This window comes from Hyphobacterium sp., assembly GCF_965217055.1.
Taxonomy (GTDB): Bacteria; Pseudomonadota; Alphaproteobacteria; order Caulobacterales; family Maricaulaceae; genus Hyphobacterium.
Genome location: NZ_OZ244227.1, coordinates 1625547 through 1647635, shown reverse-complemented (window position 1 = coordinate 1647635; position 22089 = coordinate 1625547). Strand labels below are relative to the sequence as shown.

At 62.5% G+C, this 22089-nt stretch carries 23 protein-coding genes and 1 pseudogene; 5 read left to right on the top strand and 19 right to left on the bottom strand.

All coding sequences use genetic code 11. The features are described from left to right. Window positions 1-24: 24 nt before the first annotated feature. From ACOOFN_RS08335 to ACOOFN_RS08325, 3 genes are all read right to left on the bottom strand, one after another. Entirely contained in the window at window positions 25-555 is a 531-nt protein-coding gene (locus ACOOFN_RS08335; RefSeq protein WP_420430668.1) for a peroxiredoxin, read from the bottom strand. Window positions 556-624: 69 nt separating this feature from the next. Beyond that, window positions 625-1830, bottom strand: a complete 1206-nt coding sequence (locus ACOOFN_RS08330; RefSeq protein WP_420430666.1) for a hypothetical protein — start codon at window positions 1828-1830, stop codon at window positions 625-627. Between the two features lie 87 nt (window positions 1831-1917). Next, window positions 1918-2574, bottom strand: coding sequence for a helix-turn-helix domain-containing protein (locus tag ACOOFN_RS08325; protein ID WP_420430664.1), 657 nt, complete (start codon window positions 2572-2574; stop codon window positions 1918-1920). On the opposite strand from ACOOFN_RS08325, the gene ACOOFN_RS08320 reads away from it, so the two are divergent. Further along, complete coding sequence (locus ACOOFN_RS08320) at window positions 2573-3526, top strand: DUF3883 domain-containing protein (RefSeq protein WP_420430662.1); 954 nt, start codon at window positions 2573-2575, stop codon at window positions 3524-3526. The genes ACOOFN_RS08325 and ACOOFN_RS08320 overlap by 2 nt on opposite strands. Here ACOOFN_RS08320 and lepA read toward each other — a convergent pair. Continuing rightward, complete coding sequence (gene lepA, locus ACOOFN_RS08315; protein ID WP_420430660.1) at window positions 3523-5331, bottom strand: translation elongation factor 4; 1809 nt, start codon at window positions 5329-5331, stop codon at window positions 3523-3525. The two genes, ACOOFN_RS08320 and lepA, sit on opposite strands and share 4 nt — an antisense overlap. 356 nt (window positions 5332-5687) lie before the next feature. Here lepA and ACOOFN_RS08310 point away from each other — a divergent pair, with 356 nt between their 5' ends. From ACOOFN_RS08310 to ACOOFN_RS08300, 3 genes are all read left to right on the top strand, one after another. Then, entirely contained in the window at window positions 5688-6281 is a 594-nt protein-coding gene (locus ACOOFN_RS08310; protein ID WP_420430658.1) for a DUF1134 domain-containing protein, read from the top strand. Between the two features lie 10 nt (window positions 6282-6291). Continuing rightward, complete coding sequence (locus ACOOFN_RS08305) at window positions 6292-6807, top strand: GNAT family N-acetyltransferase (RefSeq protein ID WP_420430656.1); 516 nt, start codon at window positions 6292-6294, stop codon at window positions 6805-6807. Window positions 6808-7071: 264 nt separating this feature from the next. Beyond that, the gene (locus ACOOFN_RS08300; RefSeq protein ID WP_420430654.1) at window positions 7072-8388 is read left to right on the top strand and encodes a DEAD/DEAH box helicase; all 1317 of its coding nucleotides are present in this window, start codon (window positions 7072-7074) and stop codon (window positions 8386-8388) included. Between the two features lie 143 nt (window positions 8389-8531). On the opposite strand, the gene ACOOFN_RS08295 is transcribed toward ACOOFN_RS08300, so the two are convergent. From ACOOFN_RS08295 to ACOOFN_RS08230, 14 genes and pseudogenes are all read right to left on the bottom strand, one after another. Beyond that, the gene (locus tag ACOOFN_RS08295; protein WP_420430652.1) at window positions 8532-9149 is read right to left on the bottom strand and encodes a nucleotidyltransferase family protein; all 618 of its coding nucleotides are present in this window, start codon (window positions 9147-9149) and stop codon (window positions 8532-8534) included. 2 nt (window positions 9150-9151) lie between these two features. Then, window positions 9152-11551 carry a phenylalanine--tRNA ligase subunit beta gene (gene pheT, locus ACOOFN_RS08290; RefSeq protein ID WP_420430650.1) on the bottom strand — a complete coding sequence of 800 codons (2400 nt, stop codon included), beginning with the start codon at window positions 11549-11551 and terminating at the stop codon, window positions 9152-9154. Then, a complete protein-coding gene (locus ACOOFN_RS08285) occupies window positions 11548-12183 on the bottom strand; it encodes a hypothetical protein (RefSeq protein ID WP_420430648.1) in 636 nt (211 codons plus the stop codon). The genes pheT and ACOOFN_RS08285 overlap by 4 nt, the downstream gene beginning before the upstream one ends. Beyond that, window positions 12183-13265 carry a phenylalanine--tRNA ligase subunit alpha gene (pheS, locus tag ACOOFN_RS08280; protein ID WP_420435041.1) on the bottom strand — a complete coding sequence of 361 codons (1083 nt, stop codon included), beginning with the start codon at window positions 13263-13265 and terminating at the stop codon, window positions 12183-12185. The genes ACOOFN_RS08285 and pheS overlap by 1 nt, the downstream gene beginning before the upstream one ends. Window positions 13266-13340: 75 nt before the next feature. Next, window positions 13341-13529 carry a DUF1272 domain-containing protein gene (locus tag ACOOFN_RS08275; protein ID WP_420430646.1) on the bottom strand — a complete coding sequence of 63 codons (189 nt, stop codon included), beginning with the start codon at window positions 13527-13529 and terminating at the stop codon, window positions 13341-13343. 6 nt (window positions 13530-13535) lie between these two features. Next, entirely contained in the window at window positions 13536-13895 is a 360-nt protein-coding gene (gene rplT, locus ACOOFN_RS08270; RefSeq protein WP_420430644.1) for a 50S ribosomal protein L20, read from the bottom strand. A gap of 32 nt (window positions 13896-13927) precedes the next feature. Continuing rightward, complete coding sequence (rpmI, locus tag ACOOFN_RS08265) at window positions 13928-14131, bottom strand: 50S ribosomal protein L35 (protein ID WP_420430642.1); 204 nt, start codon at window positions 14129-14131, stop codon at window positions 13928-13930. 140 nt (window positions 14132-14271) lie between these two features. Beyond that, window positions 14272-14799: pseudogene (locus ACOOFN_RS08260) on the bottom strand (DUF305 domain-containing protein). A 189-nt stretch (window positions 14800-14988) separates the two neighbouring features. After that, the gene (locus tag ACOOFN_RS08255; protein WP_420430640.1) at window positions 14989-15462 is read right to left on the bottom strand and encodes a MerC domain-containing protein; all 474 of its coding nucleotides are present in this window, start codon (window positions 15460-15462) and stop codon (window positions 14989-14991) included. Window positions 15463-15550: 88 nt separating this feature from the next. Continuing rightward, window positions 15551-16897, bottom strand: coding sequence for a hypothetical protein (locus ACOOFN_RS08250; RefSeq protein WP_420430638.1), 1347 nt, complete (start codon window positions 16895-16897; stop codon window positions 15551-15553). 30 nt (window positions 16898-16927) lie between these two features. After that, window positions 16928-17410, bottom strand: a complete 483-nt coding sequence (locus ACOOFN_RS08245) for a peptidase S1 (protein ID WP_420430636.1) — start codon at window positions 17408-17410, stop codon at window positions 16928-16930. 205 nt (window positions 17411-17615) lie between these two features. Next, complete coding sequence (infC, locus tag ACOOFN_RS08240) at window positions 17616-18155, bottom strand: translation initiation factor IF-3 (protein WP_420435039.1); 540 nt, start codon at window positions 18153-18155, stop codon at window positions 17616-17618. Between the two features lie 122 nt (window positions 18156-18277). After that, entirely contained in the window at window positions 18278-19255 is a 978-nt protein-coding gene (locus ACOOFN_RS08235) for a glycosyltransferase family 9 protein (protein ID WP_420430634.1), read from the bottom strand. Between the two features lie 4 nt (window positions 19256-19259). Next, window positions 19260-20390, bottom strand: a complete 1131-nt coding sequence (locus ACOOFN_RS08230; RefSeq protein ID WP_420430632.1) for a glycosyltransferase family 4 protein — start codon at window positions 20388-20390, stop codon at window positions 19260-19262. A gap of 82 nt (window positions 20391-20472) precedes the next feature. Between ACOOFN_RS08230 and ACOOFN_RS08225 the strand changes: the two genes are divergently transcribed. Then, window positions 20473-21243, top strand: a complete 771-nt coding sequence (locus ACOOFN_RS08225; RefSeq protein ID WP_420430630.1) for an alpha/beta hydrolase — start codon at window positions 20473-20475, stop codon at window positions 21241-21243. Here ACOOFN_RS08225 and ACOOFN_RS08220 read toward each other — a convergent pair. Further along, the gene (locus tag ACOOFN_RS08220) at window positions 21231-22076 is read right to left on the bottom strand and encodes an SDR family oxidoreductase (protein ID WP_420430628.1); all 846 of its coding nucleotides are present in this window, start codon (window positions 22074-22076) and stop codon (window positions 21231-21233) included. The two genes, ACOOFN_RS08225 and ACOOFN_RS08220, sit on opposite strands and share 13 nt — an antisense overlap. Window positions 22077-22089: the final 13 nt, after the last annotated feature.

The window sequence follows — 22089 nt, the reverse complement described above, 5'->3', positions numbered from 1 at the left end:
TTCCGGATCGAATTGAAGTCCCGACTACTGTGTCGGTGCCATCGCCCGCAGCGCCGCAAGCGACTGGTCGACATGCTCGTACGGGCTCATCTCCGTGTATTCGAGTGCGATCGTCTGATCGGTGCCGATCACATAGGTCGTACGCTGGGTCCAGCCCGGTCGCATCAGCAGGCCGACCTCATAATCGCCCATCATCCCTTCGGCGATAGCGAACACAGGGAAGGCCGATGCGCAGTGCTGGGTCGAGAACTCGGCCAGCCGATCCGTATTGCCGGCCGTCACGCCGATCACCTGCGCCCCCAACGCTTCGAAGTCGGCGATGCTTTCGGCGAAACTCGCCGCCTGGGCTTCGCAGCCGCCGGTGAAGGCGGCCGGGAAGAAGAACAGCACGACAGGACCGTGGGCCAGCGCCTCGGACAGGGTGAACTCGGCCGGCTCTCCCGCCTGGAAACCGGCAACGGTGAAGTCCGGTGCGGCTTCGCCGGGCTCGAGCTCGGCAAAGGCCATCGTGGAAACAGTCAGGGCCGCACTGGCGGCCAGCAGGGAACGGATCATGGTCGGGCTCCGGATTGTGTGTTTGGGCATCATATAGACGGATTGACGCCGCCAACCAGAGAATTTCCGTCAGTCCCTCGCCCTTTCCGGCCCCCACTGGTTGACCGCTTCCCAGCCGACGATCTCGGCTGCGCGGCGGCGGGTTTCCGCAGGTGACAGCAACCCGCGTCGAAGCGCTGATTTCAGCCAGTCGGAATAATTACCGCCGATTTCCGCAAATCCGTCCTCGATCATGGCGTGGTAGGCGGCAGCGGCGAACATGTGCATGCCGCCATCGGCATGCCGCCAGCGGTCACCCGGCGCGCGTGCGAAGCCGAGACGGTCCGCCACGATCTGGTCGAGCGCCTGGGTCGAGCCTTCATTGATGACGCCGCTGAATGTGCGATAGCCAAAACCCGGATCGTGGTCCTCGACGATGGAGATCATCCACGGGTCGGTCTCCAGCTCGGACAGCAATTCCATCAGCTCGGCATCATTCGGATCGAAGGGGGGATGGAAAATCTCGTGCGCCGCGACGCGCAACTGGATCGCCGGTTCCCAGCCATGCCAGGCCACGAAGCGTTGCCCCATGATGCGAATACCGTAAGGACGCGAGAAATTTGCCACCAGGATCTCGATATCTGGATCCAGCTCCCGGCCGAGCAGGCTGGCTTGCTCGGGGATGAGGTCATAGGGCGACACCGCTGCGAGATTGGTCGCGATTCCGGCCTCGACATCGGCCGCGAAATTTTCCGCATACCATTCGGAATAACCGGCATCGCGCAGGGCCTCGAACGCGATCTGGATCGTCGGCATCAACTGGACGGCCGCGTCAAACCGGTCCGGGTCCCAGTGCGGCGACGTCATCAGCATCGGCATCAAACGTTCGCGCGGATCGCGCGCCGAGGCAATAACGTCCTCGATCGTTTCGACATCATTGGCTGAAAAGAAATACGCCATGGAAGGACCGGAGAGAACGCCAATGCCCTGACGCAGGCGCTGATCTATGGCGTCAATGGCGGCCAGCCCTTCGGCGGAGACATTCTCGCGCACCCAGGCAATCTCTTCCGGATAGATATCCGCTTGCATGATGTCGCCTCCGGCGGCGCCAACCAGCAGCACCGCGTCCATGCCTTCGGCGCGCGTGACGCGCCATTGCGTGGTCATCACCCCGTCGCGGTCCGTGACCGCTCCGAGGTCCAGGGAAGTGTGGTGGCCCTGGTGGACCCGACGAGCGTCGGCTGCGCCTCCGGCCACCAGACCGAGCACTGCAATACCTAGGACAAATCGTTTCATGAAAAGCGGTCTCCTGATCAAGGGTGAAACCCCTTCCCGCCGACAGTTAGAGCAGGCCGGTCAGCGCTTCGTCTTGAACAGGATTGATCAGTTGAGCGGAAAACGTGCCGGCGTGTGCCCGGTCGCCTGTTTCAGGAGCCGCGTCAGGTGCGGCTGGTCGGCAAAGCCCGCCGCCAGCGCGGCATCCGCCGGACTCGCCCCTGCGCGGAGCAGCGCAATCGCGGTTTGAAGGCGCCGCTCCTTGCGCAGATCAACCGGTCCCATCCCGAACCAGCGCTTGCAGGCGCGCGCGGCATGTTCGGCAGACACACCGCATCGCGCAGCCAGCGTGTCGATCCTTTCGCCGGGGTATTTGATCATCAGCCGGGTCAGCTCGATCAGCCAGTCAGCGGGTGCCTTCGGCCTGACTGTTTCCGCCTCTTCGCACGCCGCCTCTGCAGCAGCCTGCGGATTACGCCGCGCCAGTATTTCAAGCGCCGCGGCATTGACCACGCGGATGGCACAGAAACCGTCGGCCAGTGGCGCCGGCAGGTTCAGCACCACCGCCCCGCCACGTCCGAACGCATCGCCATGCGCATGCCAGGCGGGATGGATCACCAGCATGCCCGGTACGCAGTCAAACCGCCCGTCGAGGGTCAGCTCCTCGTATCCGCCGTCCAGCACCAGCGCCGCATAGCTTTCGGCATGTCGGTGCACAGGCAGGGATGTGCTGGGCTCATGGTGGGACTCGTGCGCAAGCGTCATGCGTGGGAGGATAGCTGGCGCAGTTTCCAGAAGAAAGTTAGCCTTCCGCAGTAAGTTTCTTCAGCAATTAGATTTCGCGTTGACCCAAGGTCATGTGGTGATCGAAATTGGTGGAATGGCGAACAACACCGTCCACGGAAAAGATTGGACCGACGATGAACTGGACTTCATCGTAGATGACTATTTGTCGATGCTTCGCGACGAGCTAACCGGAAAGCCATTCGTCAAATTACATCGCGCCAAGTTGATCATGTCCCAAACGGGCCGCTCCCATCGTTCCGTCGAATTCAAGCATATGAATATTTCTGCTGTCTTGAGGGAGCTTAGCTTGCCCACCATCAAGGGCTATCGGCCAAAGCCAAACATTCAGAAGGCAATATTTGATGCTATTGAACGCGCCATTCCACGTCACGCTTGGTTGGACACGGACGAGGCAAGCAAACCGTTTGCTATAGCGGAACCTGCTACCCTGTTTGAAGAAGCTGCACCGTCGCTAGACTCGAAAGAGCCTAAACAAGAAGGGTTAGAGCGACTGATCCGAAAGTTTGATCCTGTGAAGCGCGATGCGGCCAATCGTTCGCTAGGATTAGCTGGCGAACTGATGGCAATCGAGCACGAGAAGCGGCGACTCACGGAAGCCGGCAGAAAGGACCTCGCCAAACAGATCGTGTGGGTTTCTCAAGAAGAAGGGGATGGCGCGGGATACGACATTTTGTCGTATGAATCTGATGGACTTCAGCGACTTCTGGAAGTCAAGACAACCAATGGAAGTCCACGCACACCATTCTTTCTTTCTAGAAACGAAGAATCTCTATCGCGTGAAAAGCCTGAAGCGTTTCAAATTCTAAGGATTTACGACTTTGCGCGCCAGCCGAGAGCTTTTCGAATTGACCCACCGCTCAATGAAAAAGTTCGACTCGAAACCGCCACCTATAGAGCAAGTTTCAGTTAATCCCCGTCCATCTTCAGCGCCGCGATAAACGCTTCCTGCGGGATGTCGACGCGGCCGAACTGGCGCATCTTCTTCTTGCCGGCCTTCTGCTTTTCCAGAAGCTTCCGTTTCCGCGTCGCATCGCCGCCATAGCATTTCGCGGTGACGTCCTTGCGCAGCGCGGACAGCGTTTCGCGGGCTATGATCCGCCCGCCAATGGCCGCCTGGATCGGGATCTTGAACATGTGCCGCGGGATGAGGTCCTTCAGCTTCTCGCACATCGCCCTTCCGCGCGCCTCGGCACGCGATCGGTGGACGATCATGGAGAGCGCATCGACCGGCTCGTCATTGACCAGGATCGCCATCTTCACGAGGTCGTTCTCGCGGTAGTCCTTCCACTGGTAGTCAAAGGAGGCATAGCCCTTGGTCACCGATTTCAGCCGGTCATAGAAATCGAACACCACCTCGTTCAGCGGTAGCTCATAGACCACCATGGCGCGGCTGCCGGCATAGGTCAGCTCTTGCTGGATACCGCGCCGGTCCTCGCACAGTTTCAGGACACCGCCGAGATATTCGTCCGGTACCAGGATCGTCGCCGTGATCCACGGTTCGGAAATCGTGTCGACCTTCACCGGGTCCGGCATGTCTGCCGGGTTGTGAAGATCGATCTCGGTGCCGTCCGTCATTCTCAGCTTGTAGACCACGGACGGCGCCGTGGTGATCAGCTCGACATTGTATTCCCGCTCCAGTCGCTCGCGGATCACTTCCAGGTGCAAAAGACCGAGGAAGCCGCAGCGGAAACCGAAACCCAGCGCCGCCGAGGTCTCCATCTCGAACGAGAAGGAGGCATCGTTGAGCGCCAGTCTTTCGATCGCATCGCGCAGATCCTCGAACTCCGCCGAGTCGACCGGGAACAGGCCGCAGAACACGACCGGGATCGCCGGCTTGAAGCCGGGCAGCGCCTTGTCGGCCGGCCGCCGGTCATCGGTGACCGTGTCGCCGACACGAGCATCGCGCACCTGCTTGATCGAGGCGTTGAGAAAGCCGATCTCGCCCGGCCCCAGCACGTCGGCATTTGTCTTCGCCGGGGTGAAGAAACCGACCCCGTCCACGCCATAGGCCGCGCCCGTGCCCATCAGGCGCACGCGCATGCCCTTCTTCAGCTGGCCTTCCATGACCCGCACCAGGCAGATCACGCCGAGATAGGAATCATACCAGCTGTCCACCAGCAGTGCCTTCAGCGGCTTGTCGGGATCGCCGGCTTCCGGCGGCGGCAGCTTGGTGACGATGGTTTCCAGCACCTGTTCGACATTGAGCCCGGTCTTGGCCGAGATCTCGATCGCATCCTGCGCCTCGATGCCGATCACGTCCTCGATCTGCGCCTTCACCCGCTCCGGCTCGGCGGCGGGCAGGTCGATCTTGTTCAGCACCGGTGCGATTTCCAGGTCGGCGTCAATCGCCTGGTAGACATTGGCCAGCGTCTGCGCTTCCACGCCCTGAGCGGCGTCGACCACGAGCAGCGCGCCCTCGCAGGCGTAAAGCGAACGCGAGACCTCATAGGCGAAGTCGACATGGCCCGGCGTGTCGATCAAATTGAGCGTGTAGGTCAGCCCGTCTTGCGCCGTGTATTTCAAGCGCACGGTCTGGGCCTTGATGGTGATGCCGCGCTCGCGCTCGAGCTCCATATTGTCGAGCACCTGCTCCTTCATCTCGCGCTGCGTCAGCCCGCCGGTGATCTGGATCAGGCGGTCGGCGAGCGTCGATTTCCCGTGGTCGATATGCGCCACGATGGAAAAATTGCGGATCAGCTTGGGATCGGTTGTCATGGCGCGGGAAGTAGCACTGGCAAGTGGGGTCCGCCAAGCGCTGTATGCGCAAGCCTTTTCGCGGCTTGTCAGCGTGAAGCCCGGTGCCATGCATGCAAACGCTCGATCAGAGGGCGAAAACGGCGGAGAGGGCCCGCCCATACTGCAGGGCGAAGCCCGGTTATTGACGGGCTCGCGCCGGCCTGAACGGGCGGTCCCCGGCTTGGTAGGAATGGGCAGCGGCGCCGCGTTCTCGCGCCGATCGCGCGTGACAAAACCGGAGCCCGCTTAACGTCGCTTCAACCGGATCGTCATTGTGTTGCCGGAATTCCTGCGCAATATCATTTGCGCAGCCGTCGAGTTCAGGAGACTCAGCCATGTCGATCCGCCGCCTCGCCTTCGCACTGATTGCCGCTTTCGGCCTCGCATCGCCAGCGTTCGGCCAGGACACCGATTACGGCCAGCCCAGCCAGTATTCGGAAGGAGTGGACACCTATTCCCAGGATGAAATGGTCGAAACAGTCTCCGATTTCTTCGGCGTGACGGCCGAAGCGGCCGCCGCTGTTCTGGAACGTGTGTTTTCCGATCTCGGCCGCCCGGTCGGCTATGTCGCCGGTGAAGAAATCGCCGGCGCAGTCGGCGTCGGCCTGCGCTATGGCGAAGGTTATCTCACCATGCGCAATGGCGAACGTGCGCACGTCTACTGGCAGGGCCCGTCGATCGGTTTCGACACGGGTGGCAATGCCAGCCGGGTGTTTGTGCTGGTCTACAACATGGATGATACCGACCGCATTTACCGCCGCTTTCCGGGCGTCGAGGGTTCGGCCTATTTCATCGCCGGTCTGGGCGTGAACTATCAGCGTGCTGACGGCATCACCCTGGCACCGATCCGCTCCGGTGTTGGCCTGCGCGCCGGTGCCAATGTCGGCTACCTCGCTTATTCCCGCCGCCGCAACTGGTTGCCCTTCTAGGCCACGCCTGATGCAGATCCGGACCGCCGGCGAAGGTGATTTCGCCGGTATTAGAGCTGTACTGAACGCCGCTTTCGGCCAAGCTGGCGAGGCCGCCATCGTCGAGGCCTTGCGCGCCGACGATGCTGACAGTCTTGAACTGGTCGCCGATCATCATGGCCAGATCATCGGCACTGTGATGTTCTCCCCGGCCAGCGTTCACCTCCCCGGCCACCGCATCCTTCGCGGGCTCGGACTCGGACCGGTCGCCGTCGCGCCCGACCATCAGGGCAAGGGCATCGGATCCGCGCTGATCGAAGCCGGGCTCGAACATTTCAAGCCCTATCCGGTTGCGTTCTTCTGCGTGCTCGGCGAACCGGAATATTACACCCGCTTCGGCTTCAGCCCGGCGATCGAGCGCGGCTGGACGTGGGAAGCCGATGACGGGTCGATACCCGAGATGCGCCAGGCTTTTCAAATCATTGTCCCGCGCGACATCCCGGCAGGCGAAGGCACTGTTTGCTACCATCCGGCGTTCGGAAATTGATCTTTTCGCCTTGCTATTGCCATGAAGACATGTGACAGAGCGCCCGTCTCTGCACCGCGCGTAGATGTCCGGCTTCCGGTCAGGCGGTGCCTTATAGGCCGCGCGAAGGTCCATTCCGGACCACCGCCGTAAGCCCCTCGTTCACAATGATGAGCGTCCTCCCAGGCGGCTGGTCTACGCAAGCTCCCTATATTGAAGAACCGCTGCGCGCGGGAATAGGCTATGGGCCATTCCGCCGCGTGGCAACATGTGAAAGTATTGAATTTGTCCCGTTTTACAGATCTCGGCCTCGCCGAGCCCATTCTCAAAGCCCTCGAAACCGAAGGCTATTCCGAGCCAACACCGATCCAGGCCGAAGCCATTCCGGCGCTCATGGCCGGCCGCGACCTCCTGGGCACCGCCCAGACCGGTACCGGCAAGACCGCCGCCTTCACGCTGCCGATCCTGAACACGATCGCTCGCGCCAATACGCGGCCGCAACCGAAATCCTGCACCGCGCTGATCCTCGCACCGACGCGTGAACTGGCGCTTCAGATCGCCGAGTCCGTCACGACTTACGGCCGTCATCTTCGCCCGCGCATCGCCGTTGTGATGGGCGGCGTGAAACCCGGCGCCCAGATCCGCACCATGAAGGGCGGCGTCGACGTGCTGATCGCCACGCCTGGCCGTCTTTTGGATCATATGAACACCGGCGCCATCCGCCTCGACAGTCTGAAGACGCTGGTGCTCGATGAAGCCGACCAGATGATGGATCTCGGCTTCCTGCCCAGCATCCGCAGGATCCTGAGCGCCACGCCGAGTAGCCGTCAGACCGCGCTCCTGTCAGCCACCATGCCGAAGCCGATCCGCGCGCTGGCGCACGACTTCCTCACCGATCCGGTGCAGGTGTCTGTCGCGCCCGTCGCGCGTCCGATCGAGCAGATCGACCAGACCGTCCAGTTCCTCGAAAAACCGCAGAAGCTCGAACGCCTCGTGAAGGTGTTGAGCCAGCCCGGCGTGACCAGTGCCATCGTCTTCACGCGGACCAAGCACGGCGCCGACAAGGTTTGCCGGCGTCTGGTCAAGGCCAATCTGGCCGCAGTGGCGATCCACGGCAACAAGTCGCAGAACCAGCGCCAGCGGGCGCTCGATTCCTTCAAGGCGTTCAAGACCAACATCCTCGTTGCCACCGACATCGCCGCGCGCGGTATCGATGTCGACGGCGTGTCCCATGTCGTCAATTACGAGCTGCCGAACGTGCCGGAATCCTATGTCCACCGTATTGGCCGCACGGCGCGCGCCGGGGCCACCGGGACCGCCATCGCCTTCTGCGATACGGAAGAGCGCGCTCTGCTCAAGGATATCGAGCGCCTGATCGGCTACCGTCTCGCCGTCACCGACGAGACCGGCAAGATCGAGCACCCGTCCAAGCCCTTCTCCGAAGAGCCGAAGGGCCGCAGCCATCCATCGGGCGGCAATCGCAATTCCGGCAGCCAGGGCGCGCGGGGCGGCAGCCCGAAAAGCGGCAGCCAGCGCCGCCGCAATCGCCGCCGGCGCTCGGCTCGCAAGGGTGAAAGCCAGGGCGTCGCCGCGCAGGCTTAGGGTCGAACAACTGATCAATGGTCATCCCGGACAGGCGGCAGCCTGATCCGGGACCCATGCCGGGCCGCTCGAGTCACGGATTGGGTCCCGGGTTCGCGCCTGCGGCGCGCCCCGGGATGACGAAAGTAATTATTGGCGACGACTCAAGTTACCATCGCCCGCACGAATTCGATCTCCGGCCAGAGCTGTTTTTGCCGGGCAATCTTCGCATTCCAGTGGTCCGGCGTTGAAATATCCGGCATCGGCTTCACGACCAGTGAGAACAATTCGTCGAAGCCGTAAGGCGCTATGACCTCCGGTGTGCCGTCCGCCGCTAGCCGGATGGCGACCGCATGGGTCAGTGAGGCGAATTCCTTCACCGCGTCTTCGGTTGACTGGATCGGTGCCCGTTCAACCCCGTACAAGGCGGAAAACCAGATCGGTACCCTTGCCTGGTTACAAATCTCGACCTCGGCATCGAGATCGGCGAAGGCGCGGCTCGCGCGTTCGACAAAAGCGGCTTCACCCGCTTCGGTCAGGTCGGATGGATCGCAATAGGCGAGGTCGTAGTCATTGACGCCATAATCGGCCGGCCGGCCGGTCAGCCGGTTCCAGACCGCCTGATAGACCGCTCCTGCCATCAGCGCCCAGTCCGGCAAATCGATGGTCTGTGCGCGTTCCAGCACCGCTCTCGCGGTCGCATTTGCAAACACCGCCTCGATGACGAACGCCCTCCGCTCCGCATCGGACGCATTCGCCAATCGCCGCGGATCAGGTCCCATGCCTATCCCCGCAGGCTTGCGCCGGTGGCTTTCTCGACATTGGCCACGATCTTTGCCGCGATGGCATCGATCTCCTTGTCGGTCAGCGTTTTCTCGCGCGGCTGGATCACCGCCTCGATCGCCAGCGAGACCTGCCCCTCGGGCACGCCCTGGCCGGCATAGACGTCAAACACGCTGACTTCGGTGATCATCGCCTTGTCAGCGCCCTTGGCGGCCCTCACCAGCGTATCGGCAGCAACGGCATCGTCGACGAGGAAGGCGAAATCGCGCTTCACCGGCGTCAGCTCGGCCCGGTCGAGCGCCGGACGCGCCTTGGTTGCAGCCTTCTTCTTCGGTGCTGGAATGGAATCGAGAATGGCTTCGAATGCGATGACCCGTCCTTCCACGCCGAGCGCCTTCAACACGCGCGGATGGATTTCCCCGAACTCGGCAAGCACATTCTTCGGCCCGAGACGGAGCACGCCCGACCGGCCCGGATGCCACCAGCTGCGCGCTTCGGCTGCGACCTGAAGCGAATCGACCGGCGCATCGGCGGCTTCGAGCGCAGCCAGCGCATCGGCCTTGGCATCGAACAGGTCGGCTTCACGTGTCCCCGCCCAGTGCCGGCCGGCTGCACAGAAACGCACCCCGGCGACCGCCAGGCGCTGCCCGTCCGGCGCATCGGTCAGATAGACCGGACCGGCTTCGAACAGCCTCGGATCCTCGACCCCCTTGTCGGCATTCGCCTGCAACGCCGTCAGCAAGTGGATCAGAGCGGTCGGCCGCATCACGTCGAGATCCGATGAGATCGGGTTTTCCAGCTCCAGCCCGTCGCCATGCCCGCCGAACAAGGCGGCGTGGTCGCGGTAGCAGAAGGACCAGGTGACCGCTTCATGATAGCCACGCATGGCCAGCGCCCGGCGCGCGTGTCGCGCCCGGTTCTGGCCGATGGTCGCCGTCGGTTCGCGGCGGCCCGGAAGCGGTGGAATGGAAATCGCCTCGATCCTGTCGAAGCCGTGAATACGCGCAATCTCCTCGACCAGATCGGCTTTCTGCGTGCAGTCGCGGCGCCAGGTCGGCACGTCGACAGAAAGGCTGTCACCCATGCCCGACACGCCGAAGCCCAGCATTTGCAGGATCTCGGTAATTCGCTCGGCCGGCAGGTCGATGCCGGTCAGGCGCTTGACCTCGGTCACCGGAAAGTCGATCGCCTCGGGCGCCGAAGGGGCTTCGCCGGCAATCAGCACTTCCGACGGCTCGCCACCGCACAATTCGAGCACCAGCTCGGTCGCGAGGTCCAGGCCCGGCTGGATCGACCCGGTATCAACACCTCGCTCGAACCGGTATCGCGCATCGGATTCGATGCCCGTCGCGCGCCCGGTCGCACGCGTGATCTCCGGATCGAACCACGCGCATTCGATGAACACGTTGACGGTCTTATCGGACACACCCGACGCTTCGCCGCCCATCACGCCGCCAAACCCGAGACAGCGCGTCTCGTCCGCAATCACGCACTGCTCCGCACCTGGCGTATAGGTCTTGCCGTCAAGCGCTTCGAATGAGTCGGCCGCGCCCTTGCCGCGGCGCGCCACGATCGTCTGACCGATCTTGTCGGCATCATAGACGTGGAGCGGCCGGCAGCGGTCGTACGAAACCAGATTGGTGATATCCGCGAGGATATTGATCGAGCGCAGCCCAATGGCTTCCAGCTTGCGCTTCAGCCAGGCCGGCGACGGCCCGTTCTTCACATTGCGGATAAAGCGTCCGCCGAAAACCGGGCACGCTTCCGGCCAGTCCAGCCGGATATCGATCGGGCAGGCAAACGTGCCCTTCATCGTCTTCGGTTGCCGCGTGATCACCTTGCCAATGCCGGCCGCAGCCAGGTCACGCGCAATCCCGTCCACGCCCAGCCAGTCCGGCCGGTTCGGTGTCACTTCGAAATCGATGACCGGATCATTCGCGCCCAGCGCTTCGGCGGCCGGGTCACCGACCTTCCAGTCGCCTTGAAGGTCGATGATGCCGTCATGGTCCTCGCCGGCATTGAGTTCCTTGGCCGAGCACAGCATGCCGTGCGATTCCACGCCGCGAATCTTGCGCGGCTTCTTGTCGAGAGCGAAATCCGCACCCGGAATATAGGTACCGAGCCCGGCATAGACCGCTTTCATCCCGGCATGCGCATTGGGCGCGCCGCAGACGATCTGCTTCTCACCATCCTTGGTGTCGACCGTGCAGACTTTCAGCTTGTCGGCATCGGGATGCTTTTCCGCGGTCTTGACGTGCGCGACCGTGAAGTCGGACAACGCCTCGGCCGGATTGTCGATATCCTCGATCTCCAGTCCGGCCATGGTCATGGCCTCGGCGATCTCGTCCAGCGGACGGTCCGTTTCGAGATGCTCTTTCAGCCAGGACAGGGTGAATTTCATTCTTCGGCTCCCGCCGTTTCAGATGTTTCGTCTTGCAAAGCGCGGGGCATCAGGAAGGTCTCCGAGCCGTACAGCTCGAATACGTCCTGGCCCGGATCCGGGCATGATGCGACCTGGCGCCGGTCCTGAACCTGCACGGTCGCAATCCAGCAGCGATCGAAGACCGAGCAATAGCAGATCTCGATATCCCAGCGCTCCCATTCCGCGAACAGGTCGGCAATGGCATCCGTACCCACCTCCGAAGCCCGCCAGTCCACCGAGATCGGCGTCACCAGTTCGCCCGGCGCGATCACCCGTCCGGTCAGCGTTACCCAGGAGCGGTCCAGCTGGTCGCTCGGCAGCGCGGTAAACATCGCCTCGATCGCTTGCGTGGGTTCGCCGTCACGGATCACCTGCACATTGCGCACCATGGCCGGTCCGACACCGTTATTGGCAACACGCAGGCCGATCGACAGGCGGTCGCCCTCGCTGCGGGTGAAGGCATCGACCTGCAGCGCTGGCACCACTGCGCCATGCTGCTGGGCGCGCATCACGCGGGCCTGGTCCCAGGCCACGTAGAGGGCTGCGAGGCCAACGACCATGGCACCGATCGCGGTCAGCGCCTGGTGGTTGGTTTTGAACCAGCCCAGCATCAGCTCAGCCCCGTCGCCAGATTCGCCTGCAGGAGCGGCGAGAAGCCGTAATGCGCCAGCCAGCGCGTGTCATTGGCAAAATAATCGCGCAAATCCGGCGCGCCGTATTTCAGCATGGCGAGGCGGTCGACGCCCATCCCCCAGGCAAACCCCTGGTATTCGTCCGGGTCGAGACCGCAGGAGCGGATGACATTCGGATGCACCATGCCGCAGCCCAGGATTTCCATCCAGCTGTCGCCTTCACCGATTTTCACCGCGTCGCCGACGCGTGAATATTTGACGTCCATCTCGGCCGAGGGCTCGGTGAACGGGAAATGGTGCGGGCGGAAGCGCGCCTCGACCATGTCGGTCTCGAAGAAGGCCGCGAGGAAATCCATCAGGATCCCCTTGAGGTGGCCCATGTGCGAGCCTTTGTCGATCACCAGACCCTCGACCTGGTGGAACATAGGCGTGTGGGTCTGGTCCCAGTCACAGCGATAGACGCGTCCCGGCGCAATGATCCGGATCGGCGGCTTTTCGTTCATCATGGTACGGATTTGCACCGGCGAGGTGTGCGTGCGCAGCACCATTTGCGAGCCATCGGTTCGCGGCTTCATGAAAAAGGTGTCGTGCGTGTCGCGCGCCGGATGACCCTCCGGGAAGTTGAGCGCGGTGAAATTGTGGAAGTCGTCCTCGACGTCCGGCCCTTCGGCGACGGTAAAGCCCATGTCGGAGAAGATCACGGCCAGCTCTTCCATCACCTGCGTGACCGGGTGCAGCTTGCCCTTCGGCTCGGGACGGATCGGCAAAGTGACATCGGCGCGTTCGGTCGCCAGGCGCGTATCGAGCGCGGCGTCCTCGATCGCTTCCTTCTTGGCGGATATCGCGTCGCCGATCGTCGTTTTCAGACCGTTCAGCGCCGGACCCATGACCTGGCGTTCCTCCGGGCTCATCTGGCCCAGCGAGCGCATCATCAGGGAAATCTTGCCCTTCTTGCCCAGCGCTTCGACGCGCAGGCCTTCCAGCGCGGCCGCATCACCTGCCGCGTCAACGCTGGCCAGCAATTCGGTTTTCAGGGCCTCGATATCGGACGGTCCGGCCATGTTGTATTCCTCGCCAAATTCAGCGCGCAAAAAGGATTTGCGCTGTCTACCGCCCGTTTGCGGAATTGGCGAGGGTCAGCCGGTTGATTTTGTCCGTTTAGGCCGGGCCACCAGCTCGCCGCCGCAATTCGGGCAGACGTGTTTGTGAACGTCTTCCGTGCAGGGCGCACAGAAGGTGCATTCAAAGCTGCAGATATAGGCCGGGCCGTCGGACTCGAGCGCCCGCTCGCAGGTCTGGCAAGCGGGCTTCATCTCGAGCGACATGGCGTCTTAAGCGTCCAGCGCGGCCTGGGCCTGGTCGACCAGGGCTTTGAAGGCCTCAGGTTCCCGAATGGCCAGATCGGAGAGCACCTTGCGGTCCACTTCGATCCCGGCCTTGGTGAGGCCGGACATAAATCGGGAATAGGTCACACCGTGAAGACGGGCACCGGCATTGATGCGCTGGATCCACAGGCGGCGGAAATTGCGCTTCTTGGCGCGGCGATCACGATAAGCGTACTGGCCAGCCTTTTCGACCGCCTGTACGGCAACGCGATAAACGTTTTTCCGGCGGCCATAATAACCTTTGGCCTGCGAAATGACTTTCTTGTGGCGGGCGCGGGAGACTGTACCGCGTTTGACTCGTGCCATGGTTCTAACTCCTGGAAACGTCGCTTACGGGCTTAAAGGCCGTAAGGAATGAAATTCTTCTTCACGATCTTCTGATCGGCTTCCGCCATGACGGTGGTGCCGCGTTTGTTGCGGATCTGCTTGTTCGTCCGCTTGATCATGCCGTGACGTTTCCCGGCCTGGCCGGCTTTCACCTTGCCCGTGGCCGTGAGTTTGAAGCGCTTCTTGGCGCCGCTCTTGGTCTTCATTTTCGACATTTCCGCTCCATTTCCGGATGGCGTAGCCACCCTGCGTTCTTGCAGCTGTCAGGCATGTCGATCCGGCCCGGACAGCTGGGGTCTTTACAAAGAGCGGGCGTCATAAGGAAAAAGTGCGCCCAATGCAAGCGCCTTTGCGGCTATTCGGAGGGCACGCTGAAGTCCGGAACCGGCCTCGCCTCGGCTTCGGCGCGGGTTTGCGCCGCGCCATTCTCGGCAATGTCGGCCAGCAACCATTTCATCTCCGCAATCTCGCGGCGCTGGGCCTCGATGATCCCGTCGGCGAGCGCGCGCACACGAACATCGGTAATCTCCGCCCGTTCGCTGGTCAGGATGGCGATCGAGTGATGCGGGATCATGCCGTCCATCCAGCTTTCGTCCTCGATCGTCGCCTGCGACCGGACCAGCCAGAGCGCGAACAGGAACACCACGACGCTGCCGCCGAAAATTGCGGCGTTGAGCCGCGCATCCTTGTACATGTTCAGCATGAAACCCAGCATGACGACGGCCATCGCCGCGCCCATCATGAAGGTCATTTAAAATCGCGTTTCCGAGAAATGCGCGAGGCTCGCTTCGTAAGTGTTGAGATATTTGATCGCGAACATGACGATCATCGACGTGGCGATCATTGCCGCGAAATTGAGATACTTGCGGGCAGTGTCCGGCATCTGAAGCTCCTGCGGATAGGGTTCCTGTAAGTCAGGAACGTCATTCTCTGCAGCAGGTTCCGGCGCGTCTGCTATCCGCACCTCAACCAACCGCTGCTCATCCTCGCCAGCCTGTTCGCGCTCGGAATGAGCCTGTTCGACTTCATCTTGCTGTTTCCCTGGATCAGGCGGATGGTTTCGCGGCGCTGCCTAGTCCTCGCACATTCCGCATTCGCGGGCATGGTCATGGCCTTCGCTCTGGCGCCGCCGCCAATTGGCGATATGGGCACCGATCAAAAGGCTGACACCTGCCACGGTGAGCAAGGATTCCGCCGGCTGCGCGAACAGGTGCGCCGCACCGGCCAGCATCAGCGCCAGGCCGCTGCCGGCCACCAGCATGGTCCATTTACCGGCCCGCATGGCGCGCTCCCCCCAAAAGAAGGCAAGCAGCGTGACCGGCGCCGCGACCAGGAACAGCCAGAAATGGGCCTGTCCGTCGACAAGCGAAAGCCGCTCGGCGATTTCCGGTGCCAGGGCGGGTGCTGCCACGGCCGCTGTCGGCAGAGCCAGGCAATGTAAAAGGCAGATCACGGAAAGGCTGGCGCCGGATACATCAAGCAGGGATTTCGTCTGGTGGGTCATCGGCGCCTTCATCAGCATGTCGTGAGCGATATAATATAACATAACCGGGTTGGGAAGGGCCGGGGTCCACTTTCGACACAAAAAGGGCGGCCCGCGAGCCGCCCTTCCTGTGTCCGTTCCGAGCTGGCGGCTAGTTGTCGCCAAACTCGATTTCGGAAATGTGCAATGTCGCCGCCGGAGTGCCGGCAGACGAGGAATAGGTCCCGACCCAGATGTCATAGACACCCGATTGCGGGTTCTCGAACATCAGGCCCGGATTGAGACCTGCTGCCCCGTCATCATTGCAGTACCAGTTGCCATCGGGCGCATTCACGATCATCACCGTGTCGCGCTGCGAGGTCGCCGACAGGTAGAGGTCGAACGTTGATCCCGCCGCATAGGTCAGCTCGTAGTCCGGGGCGGCCGTTGTATATCCCCAGCATCCGTCCGGACCGTTTTCGCCGACATCGATGTTTCCGCCCGCAGCGATCTGGACATTGTATGGATCCGGCAAAAACCCGTTCTCCAACTGAACCGAGCCGTAGTTTGCGGGCAGCGTGAAATCGAGCAGATTGCCGTCGACCATGACGTCGCCGCCAAAATCGAGCTCGGAAATATGCAGCGTCGCAGGCGGTGTGCCGGCAGACGAGGAATAGGTCCCGACCCAAATGTCGTAGACACCCGATTGCGGATTCTCGAACCGCAGGCCCGGATTGAGCCCCTCGGACCCATCATCATTGCAATACCAGTTGCCGTCCGGACCGTTCACGATCATCACCGTGTCGCGCTCAGACGTGGCCGAGAGATACAGGTCGAACGTCGAGCCCGCCGCATAGCTGAGCTCGAAATCCGGAGCCGCCGTGGCATAGCCCCAGCACCCGTCAGGGCCGACCTCGCGCACATCCACATCTCCGCCCGCCGATATCGGGATATTGAGCGGATCGGGCGTGAACCCGGTTTGCAGCGAACGGCTTCCGTAATTGGCCGTCAGGGCCGGATTCAGACCGCCTTCGCCCATCGGGCGCGGGCCGAATCCGATTTCCGACACGTAGAGCGTCGCGGGCGGCAAGCCCGAGCCGGTCGAATAGGTCCCGACCCAGATCGAGTAGAGACCGGACGCCGGACGGGAAAGCTCGAGGCCCGGATTGAGGCCCTCAGCACCATCGTCATCGCAATACCAATTGCCGCGCGGATCGCGCACGACAATCGTCGTGTCGCGCTGCGAGACGGCGGAGAGGTAGAGGTCGAAACTGCCCGCTGAATAATAGACATTATAGTCAGGCGCGTTTGCGATATGGCCGCGGCAAACGCCGGCGCCGTTGACATTGCCCGCCACCGGGATCGAGCCACCGGCGCGCATCTGCACGCTGTGCGGATCCGGCAGGAAACCGGCATTCAGGGTGATCGAACCGTAGCTTGGGGGTTGCGAGACATCCTGGGCTGCAACTGACGCCGCAGCTATCACTGCCACGCCCAGAGCTGGAAGGATATGTTTCATGATTTCAGCCTCCTCGGCTGTCGCCGGCGACTAGTAGGAATTTAGTTCGGAAATCGAAAGCGTCGCGTTCCGGTAGGACGCCGTACCGTACGTTCCGACGTAGATGTCGTATTGTCCCGACATCGGCGTGTTCCAGCGAAGCGACGGATTCAGCCCCTGGCCGCCGTCATCGTCACAATACCAGCGCCCGTCCGGGCCGTTGACAACAAGCGTCGTGTCGGCGCTCGAGCTCACGGAAATGATCAGCGGCAACACGGTGCCCGCGCGATACTGCAGCCGATAGTCAGGCGCATTCGCCACATAGCCGCGGCAATTGCCGCCGATTGAACGTGACGCGTCGATCGAGCCACCTGATTGCAGGTTCACCAGATAGGGATCCGGCGTGTATCCCGAGCTCAGCGAAACGCTGCCATAGGATGGCGTGAGCCGCCAATCCTGCGCCTGGGCGGTACCGCTGGCGGCGATCATCACAATTGCCGAGACAGCGGCAGAAATGGAAGTTTTGCGAAGCATGTTTCAGTCCCCTTTAGATCGGCCGGTTCCGACCGCCGAAACCGGCGCAGAGTGGGCCCGGACCTCCCCTGGCCCTCTTCTGACTGGAGACTAGCATTAAACACCGGTGCGGCGTGAACCCCGCTTGAACGAGAAAATCGTCGCGGGGGCGCACTCTCGCCCGATTTTCGTCAACTTGCGCGAATGGTGGCGAATGCCGGCTCCGCTATCGCGGCGCCAACACCATGGTCATCTGCCGGCCTTCGAGTTTCGGCTCGAATTCGACCTTGGCGATCTCCGCAAAGTCTTCCTTGACCCGGTTCATGACTTCGAGACCGCGATCCTGGTGCGCCATTTCGCGCCCGCGGAACCTCAACGTCACCTTGACCTTGTCGCCTTCCTCGAAGAAGCGCGTCATCGCCTTGGTTTTGACCTGGTAATCATGGATGTCGATATTCGGACGGAGTTTGATCTCCTTGACATCCTGGGTCTTCTGCTTCTTTCGCGCTTCGGCCTTTTTCTTCTGCTCCTGATATTTCAGCTTGCCGTAATCCAGGATCTTGCAGACAGGCGGATCAGCGTTCGGCGACACTTCTACGAGATCAAGCCCCGCTTCCTGGGCCGCTTCTATGGCAGCCTCAACGGGCATGACGCCCTGCTTTTCACCGTCTTCATCGATCAGCAGAACACGGGGAACACGGATATCTTGGTTAATGCGAGGACCTTCCTTCTTGGGAGGCGGCGCAGCAAAAGGTCGGCGAGCTATGTAACTTCTCCACTAACAGCCAGAACGCGAAAAATACCACAGACAGGCAAAAAGGCGACGGTCAACTGACAGCCCGCCCTGCCCACGCGGAAGGGAGTGTTATGAGGGCAACACACGGAAAATCAAGCCGCACGCGGTGATTCCTCGAAACCGCCGGCGACACGCATGGCCTGAAGCGCTTCGGACACGGTCAACTGGGCCAGTACCGGCGCGTGCAGCAGTACAACCGGCGACGCGCCCCGCGGCGCTTTCAACTCCAGCGGATCCCCGTCCGGGAACAGCGCGGCGGCCGGCGGACCGGCGGCGACCAGCAGATGAAGCAGGTCGGTTTCCTCGCCGAAGACAAACCGCGTGCGCCGCGCCAGTCCAGCCAGTTGCACCAGTTTCGCCTTGCCGGTCAGATCTCGGGCCTCGCTGACCACCGATGCGACATGGCGGCCGATCTCGCGCGCTGAAGGTCCGCCGACCACCGCCGGTGTCACGCCTTCCGCCAGCAGCGCTTCTGCCAGCGACGCCCAGCGCTCCCGCGGCCAGCGCAGATTCTGCTTTACCTCGTCACCAGCCGGCGCCAGCAGCGCGTACGGGCCATTGAGGCCGAAATATTCGGGTTCGAGCATGCGCGACTTGCGCGCCAGATAATCCACCCACGACACATCCGGTGACGGCGCTTCGCCGAGACGGAATTCCTCGCGGCCGAGACCCGCGCGGCCAAGCGCCGCCGCAGCCGCCTCCACCGGGTGCTGTCCCGCGTTTGCCTTTGGCGCCGCATCGATCCATTTGACGCGCGAGAACCGCAACCCGTTCTTGATGCGCCGCGCATCGGCATCCCCGACAAGGTCGTAGACCAGCTTCGGCTTGATCGCCTTGATACGTTTGGAGGTCAGCTTCGCCACCGCGCCGGTCGCCGTTGCATCGGTCTCGATCTGGCTGAAATAGGGGCAATGCTTCAACAGCGCCTCATAGTCCGGCGCGGTCAACAGGATCAGCTTGCCGCGCGGATGCGCTTCCCGGATTCGCTGACAGGACGCGAGACCGCGCACGGTCGACGGCAAATCGCCCCACAGGAGGACATAAATCGTATCTTTGACCGTCTGTTCCATAAAATTACTCTAGAAGCTCGCGGTAGACCCGCAAGGTGGATTCCTGCAATGCCGCCACCGTAAAGCGCGCCATGATCCGGGCCTGTCCCGCTGCACCCATCGCCGATCGCGTGGCCGTATCAAGCCTGTGCGCTGTCTGCAACGTTTTTGCTAGCGCGCCGGCATCGCTCGGAAGCGTCCGCCAACCGGTTTCGCCGTGGACAACAACTTCCCGCGCGCCGCCATGATCAGCGACGATCACCGGCAGTCCGGCGGCGCTGGCCTCCGCGGCGGTACGCCCGAAAGCCTCCGGTTCGATCGACGGGTTGAGCGCAATATCGGCAACCGAGAAAGCCGCCGGCATGTCGGTGCAATGGCCGGCGAGCATGACATGGCGTTCGAGCCCGTAATGCCGGATGCGCGCTTCAATCTCTTCGCGGTAGCCGCTGCGGCCCTGATCGCCCCCGACCATTACGAGGAACGGAATTTCGCCCCCCTCCCGCTGGAGCTGTCCGAGTGCGTCTACGGCAACCAGCTGGCCTTTCCAGCGGGTCAGTCGGGCCGGCAGCACGGCGACGAACCGGTCTTCGGGAATACCCCAGGCGGCGGCGAGCACCGCGCCCCGCGCGCGCACGTCTCCGGACATCGCGAACCGGTCGACATCGACACCGCGGGGGATCACCGTGATGGCCTCGGCAGCCAGCCCGTGCTCGGCCACGATGTGGTCGCGGATAAATCCGGAATTCGCGATCACGCGATCACCGCACGCCATCACCGAATTGTAGAAACGCTTGAGCGGGGTCTTCGCATTATAGGTGCCGTGATAGGTCGTCACGAACGGTATGCCGGACGCCCGAGCCGCATGAAGTGCGCTCCACGCCGGTGCGCGCGACCGGGCATGAATGAGATCGATTTTCCGCGCCCGGACCAACCGCTTGAGGGCATCACTGTTGGACCACGCCGTCAGCGGGTTTTTTGTCGCCAGGGGCAGGAGGACCGGTTCGCCGCCGACGGCTTCGAGCTCACGCACCATCGCGCCGCCTTCGCTGGCCACCAGTGCCGTATGTCCATCGCGGACGAGCGCCTCGGCGACTTCGATCGTCGTGCGCTCCGCGCCACCGGTTTCGAGCTGCGGGATGACTTGCAGTACATTCATGCGGTCGCGCGCACTCCGGTCTTGACCTTTTTGACGGGTATGACGGAAAGGTCTGACCAACTTGTTTCACAGGACCCTGACCATGACAAATAGACCGGACATCCGTTTCCTGGACCGGCCCGATGGCGAGAAGATCGCCTATGTCCGGCACGAAGCCCGCCCCGGCAAGGCCAGCCTGATATGGCTCGGCGGGTTCAAGTCCGACATGGACGGCACGAAGGCAATGGTACTGGAAAACTGGGCGCGCGAATCCGGCCGCGGTTTTCTGCGTTTCGACTATTTCGGCCATGGCAGATCATCCGGTGATTTCGAGGACGGAACCATCGGGCGCTGGCGCGACGACGCTCTGGCGGTCATCGACGAACTGACCGATGGGCCGCAGGTCGTCGTCGGCTCGTCAATGGGCGGCTGGATCAGCCTGCTCGTCGCCAGGGAACGCGCCGAACGACTTGCCGGACTCCTGTTGATTGCTCCGGCCCCTGATTTCACCTCCGCGCTGATGTGGCCGAGTTTTTCCGATACCGTCCGTAAGCAGATCCTGGAGCAGGGCCGCTTCGAGGAACCGTCTGCCTATGACGACGAGATTTTCGTGATCACGCGCAAGCTGATCGAGGACGGGAAGAACTGGTCGGTTCTGGGTGAACCGGTGGCCTTCGACGGACCGGTCCGCATTCTTCAGGGTATGCGCGACGAGAGCGTGCCCTGGCAGCATGCGCAGAAATGCGTCGACCTGGTCACCAGCGAGAATGTGGTTTTCACCCTCATCAAGAATGGCGACCACCGTCTCTCGACGGACCAGGACCTCGCCCGCCTGACCGTAGTCGCCGAGCGGTTGACCCGTCAGGTCGAATAGATCGCCGCCAGGCCTTCGCGATAGGTCGGAAAAGCAAGATCAACACCCAATTCCCGCCGGGTCTTCTCGCCCGACACGCGCCGCGAGCTGTCATAGAAACTGCGCAGCATGGCACTCATGTCCGCGTCTTCAAATTTCTCGAGCGGCGGCGGATCGACGCCCATCAACCCCGCCGCAAAGCTGACGACATCGGCGTGCGGGGCGGGTTCGCCATCAGCGAGATTGAACGGTCCCTCGATATCGGGCTGCGCAATGGACGCCATCACTGTCCTGGCAATGTCCGCCACATGGATGCGCGAGAAAACCTGCCCCGTCTTGACGATGCGGCGGGCCGACCCGTCCGCCAGCTTGTCGAGCGCGCTCCGTCCGGGTCCGTATATTCCGGCCAGCCGGAAAATTCTCGTCCGCCCGGTCAGTTCCAGCCATTTCCGCTCGGCAGCGAGCCGCCGCTGCGAACGCGCCTCGCCCGGTGCCGGCGGCGTGGTCTCGTCGACCCAGCCGCCGTTCGCATCGCCGTAGATACCGGTGGTCGACAGATAGCCAAGCCATTCAAGCCGCGGCAGCTCCGGTTTCCCGATCTGTGCCAGCAGCGGGTCCCCCGCAGCGTCCGGTGGAACCGACACCAGGACATGACTTGCCGCCTGCAGCGCAGCGACCAGGGCCGCGGGACCCGGTTCGATCAGCGGTTCGATGCCCAGCCTGCGCAGACCATCGGCTTTCGCAGCCGTCCGCGTCGTGCCGGTCAGTGCGAACCCGGCGTCGCGCAGCAGGGGCGCCGTGGCTTTTGCGACATAGCCGCAACCCAATAGCAAGGCAGAACGGACGTGGGTCATGGACGTTAATCTA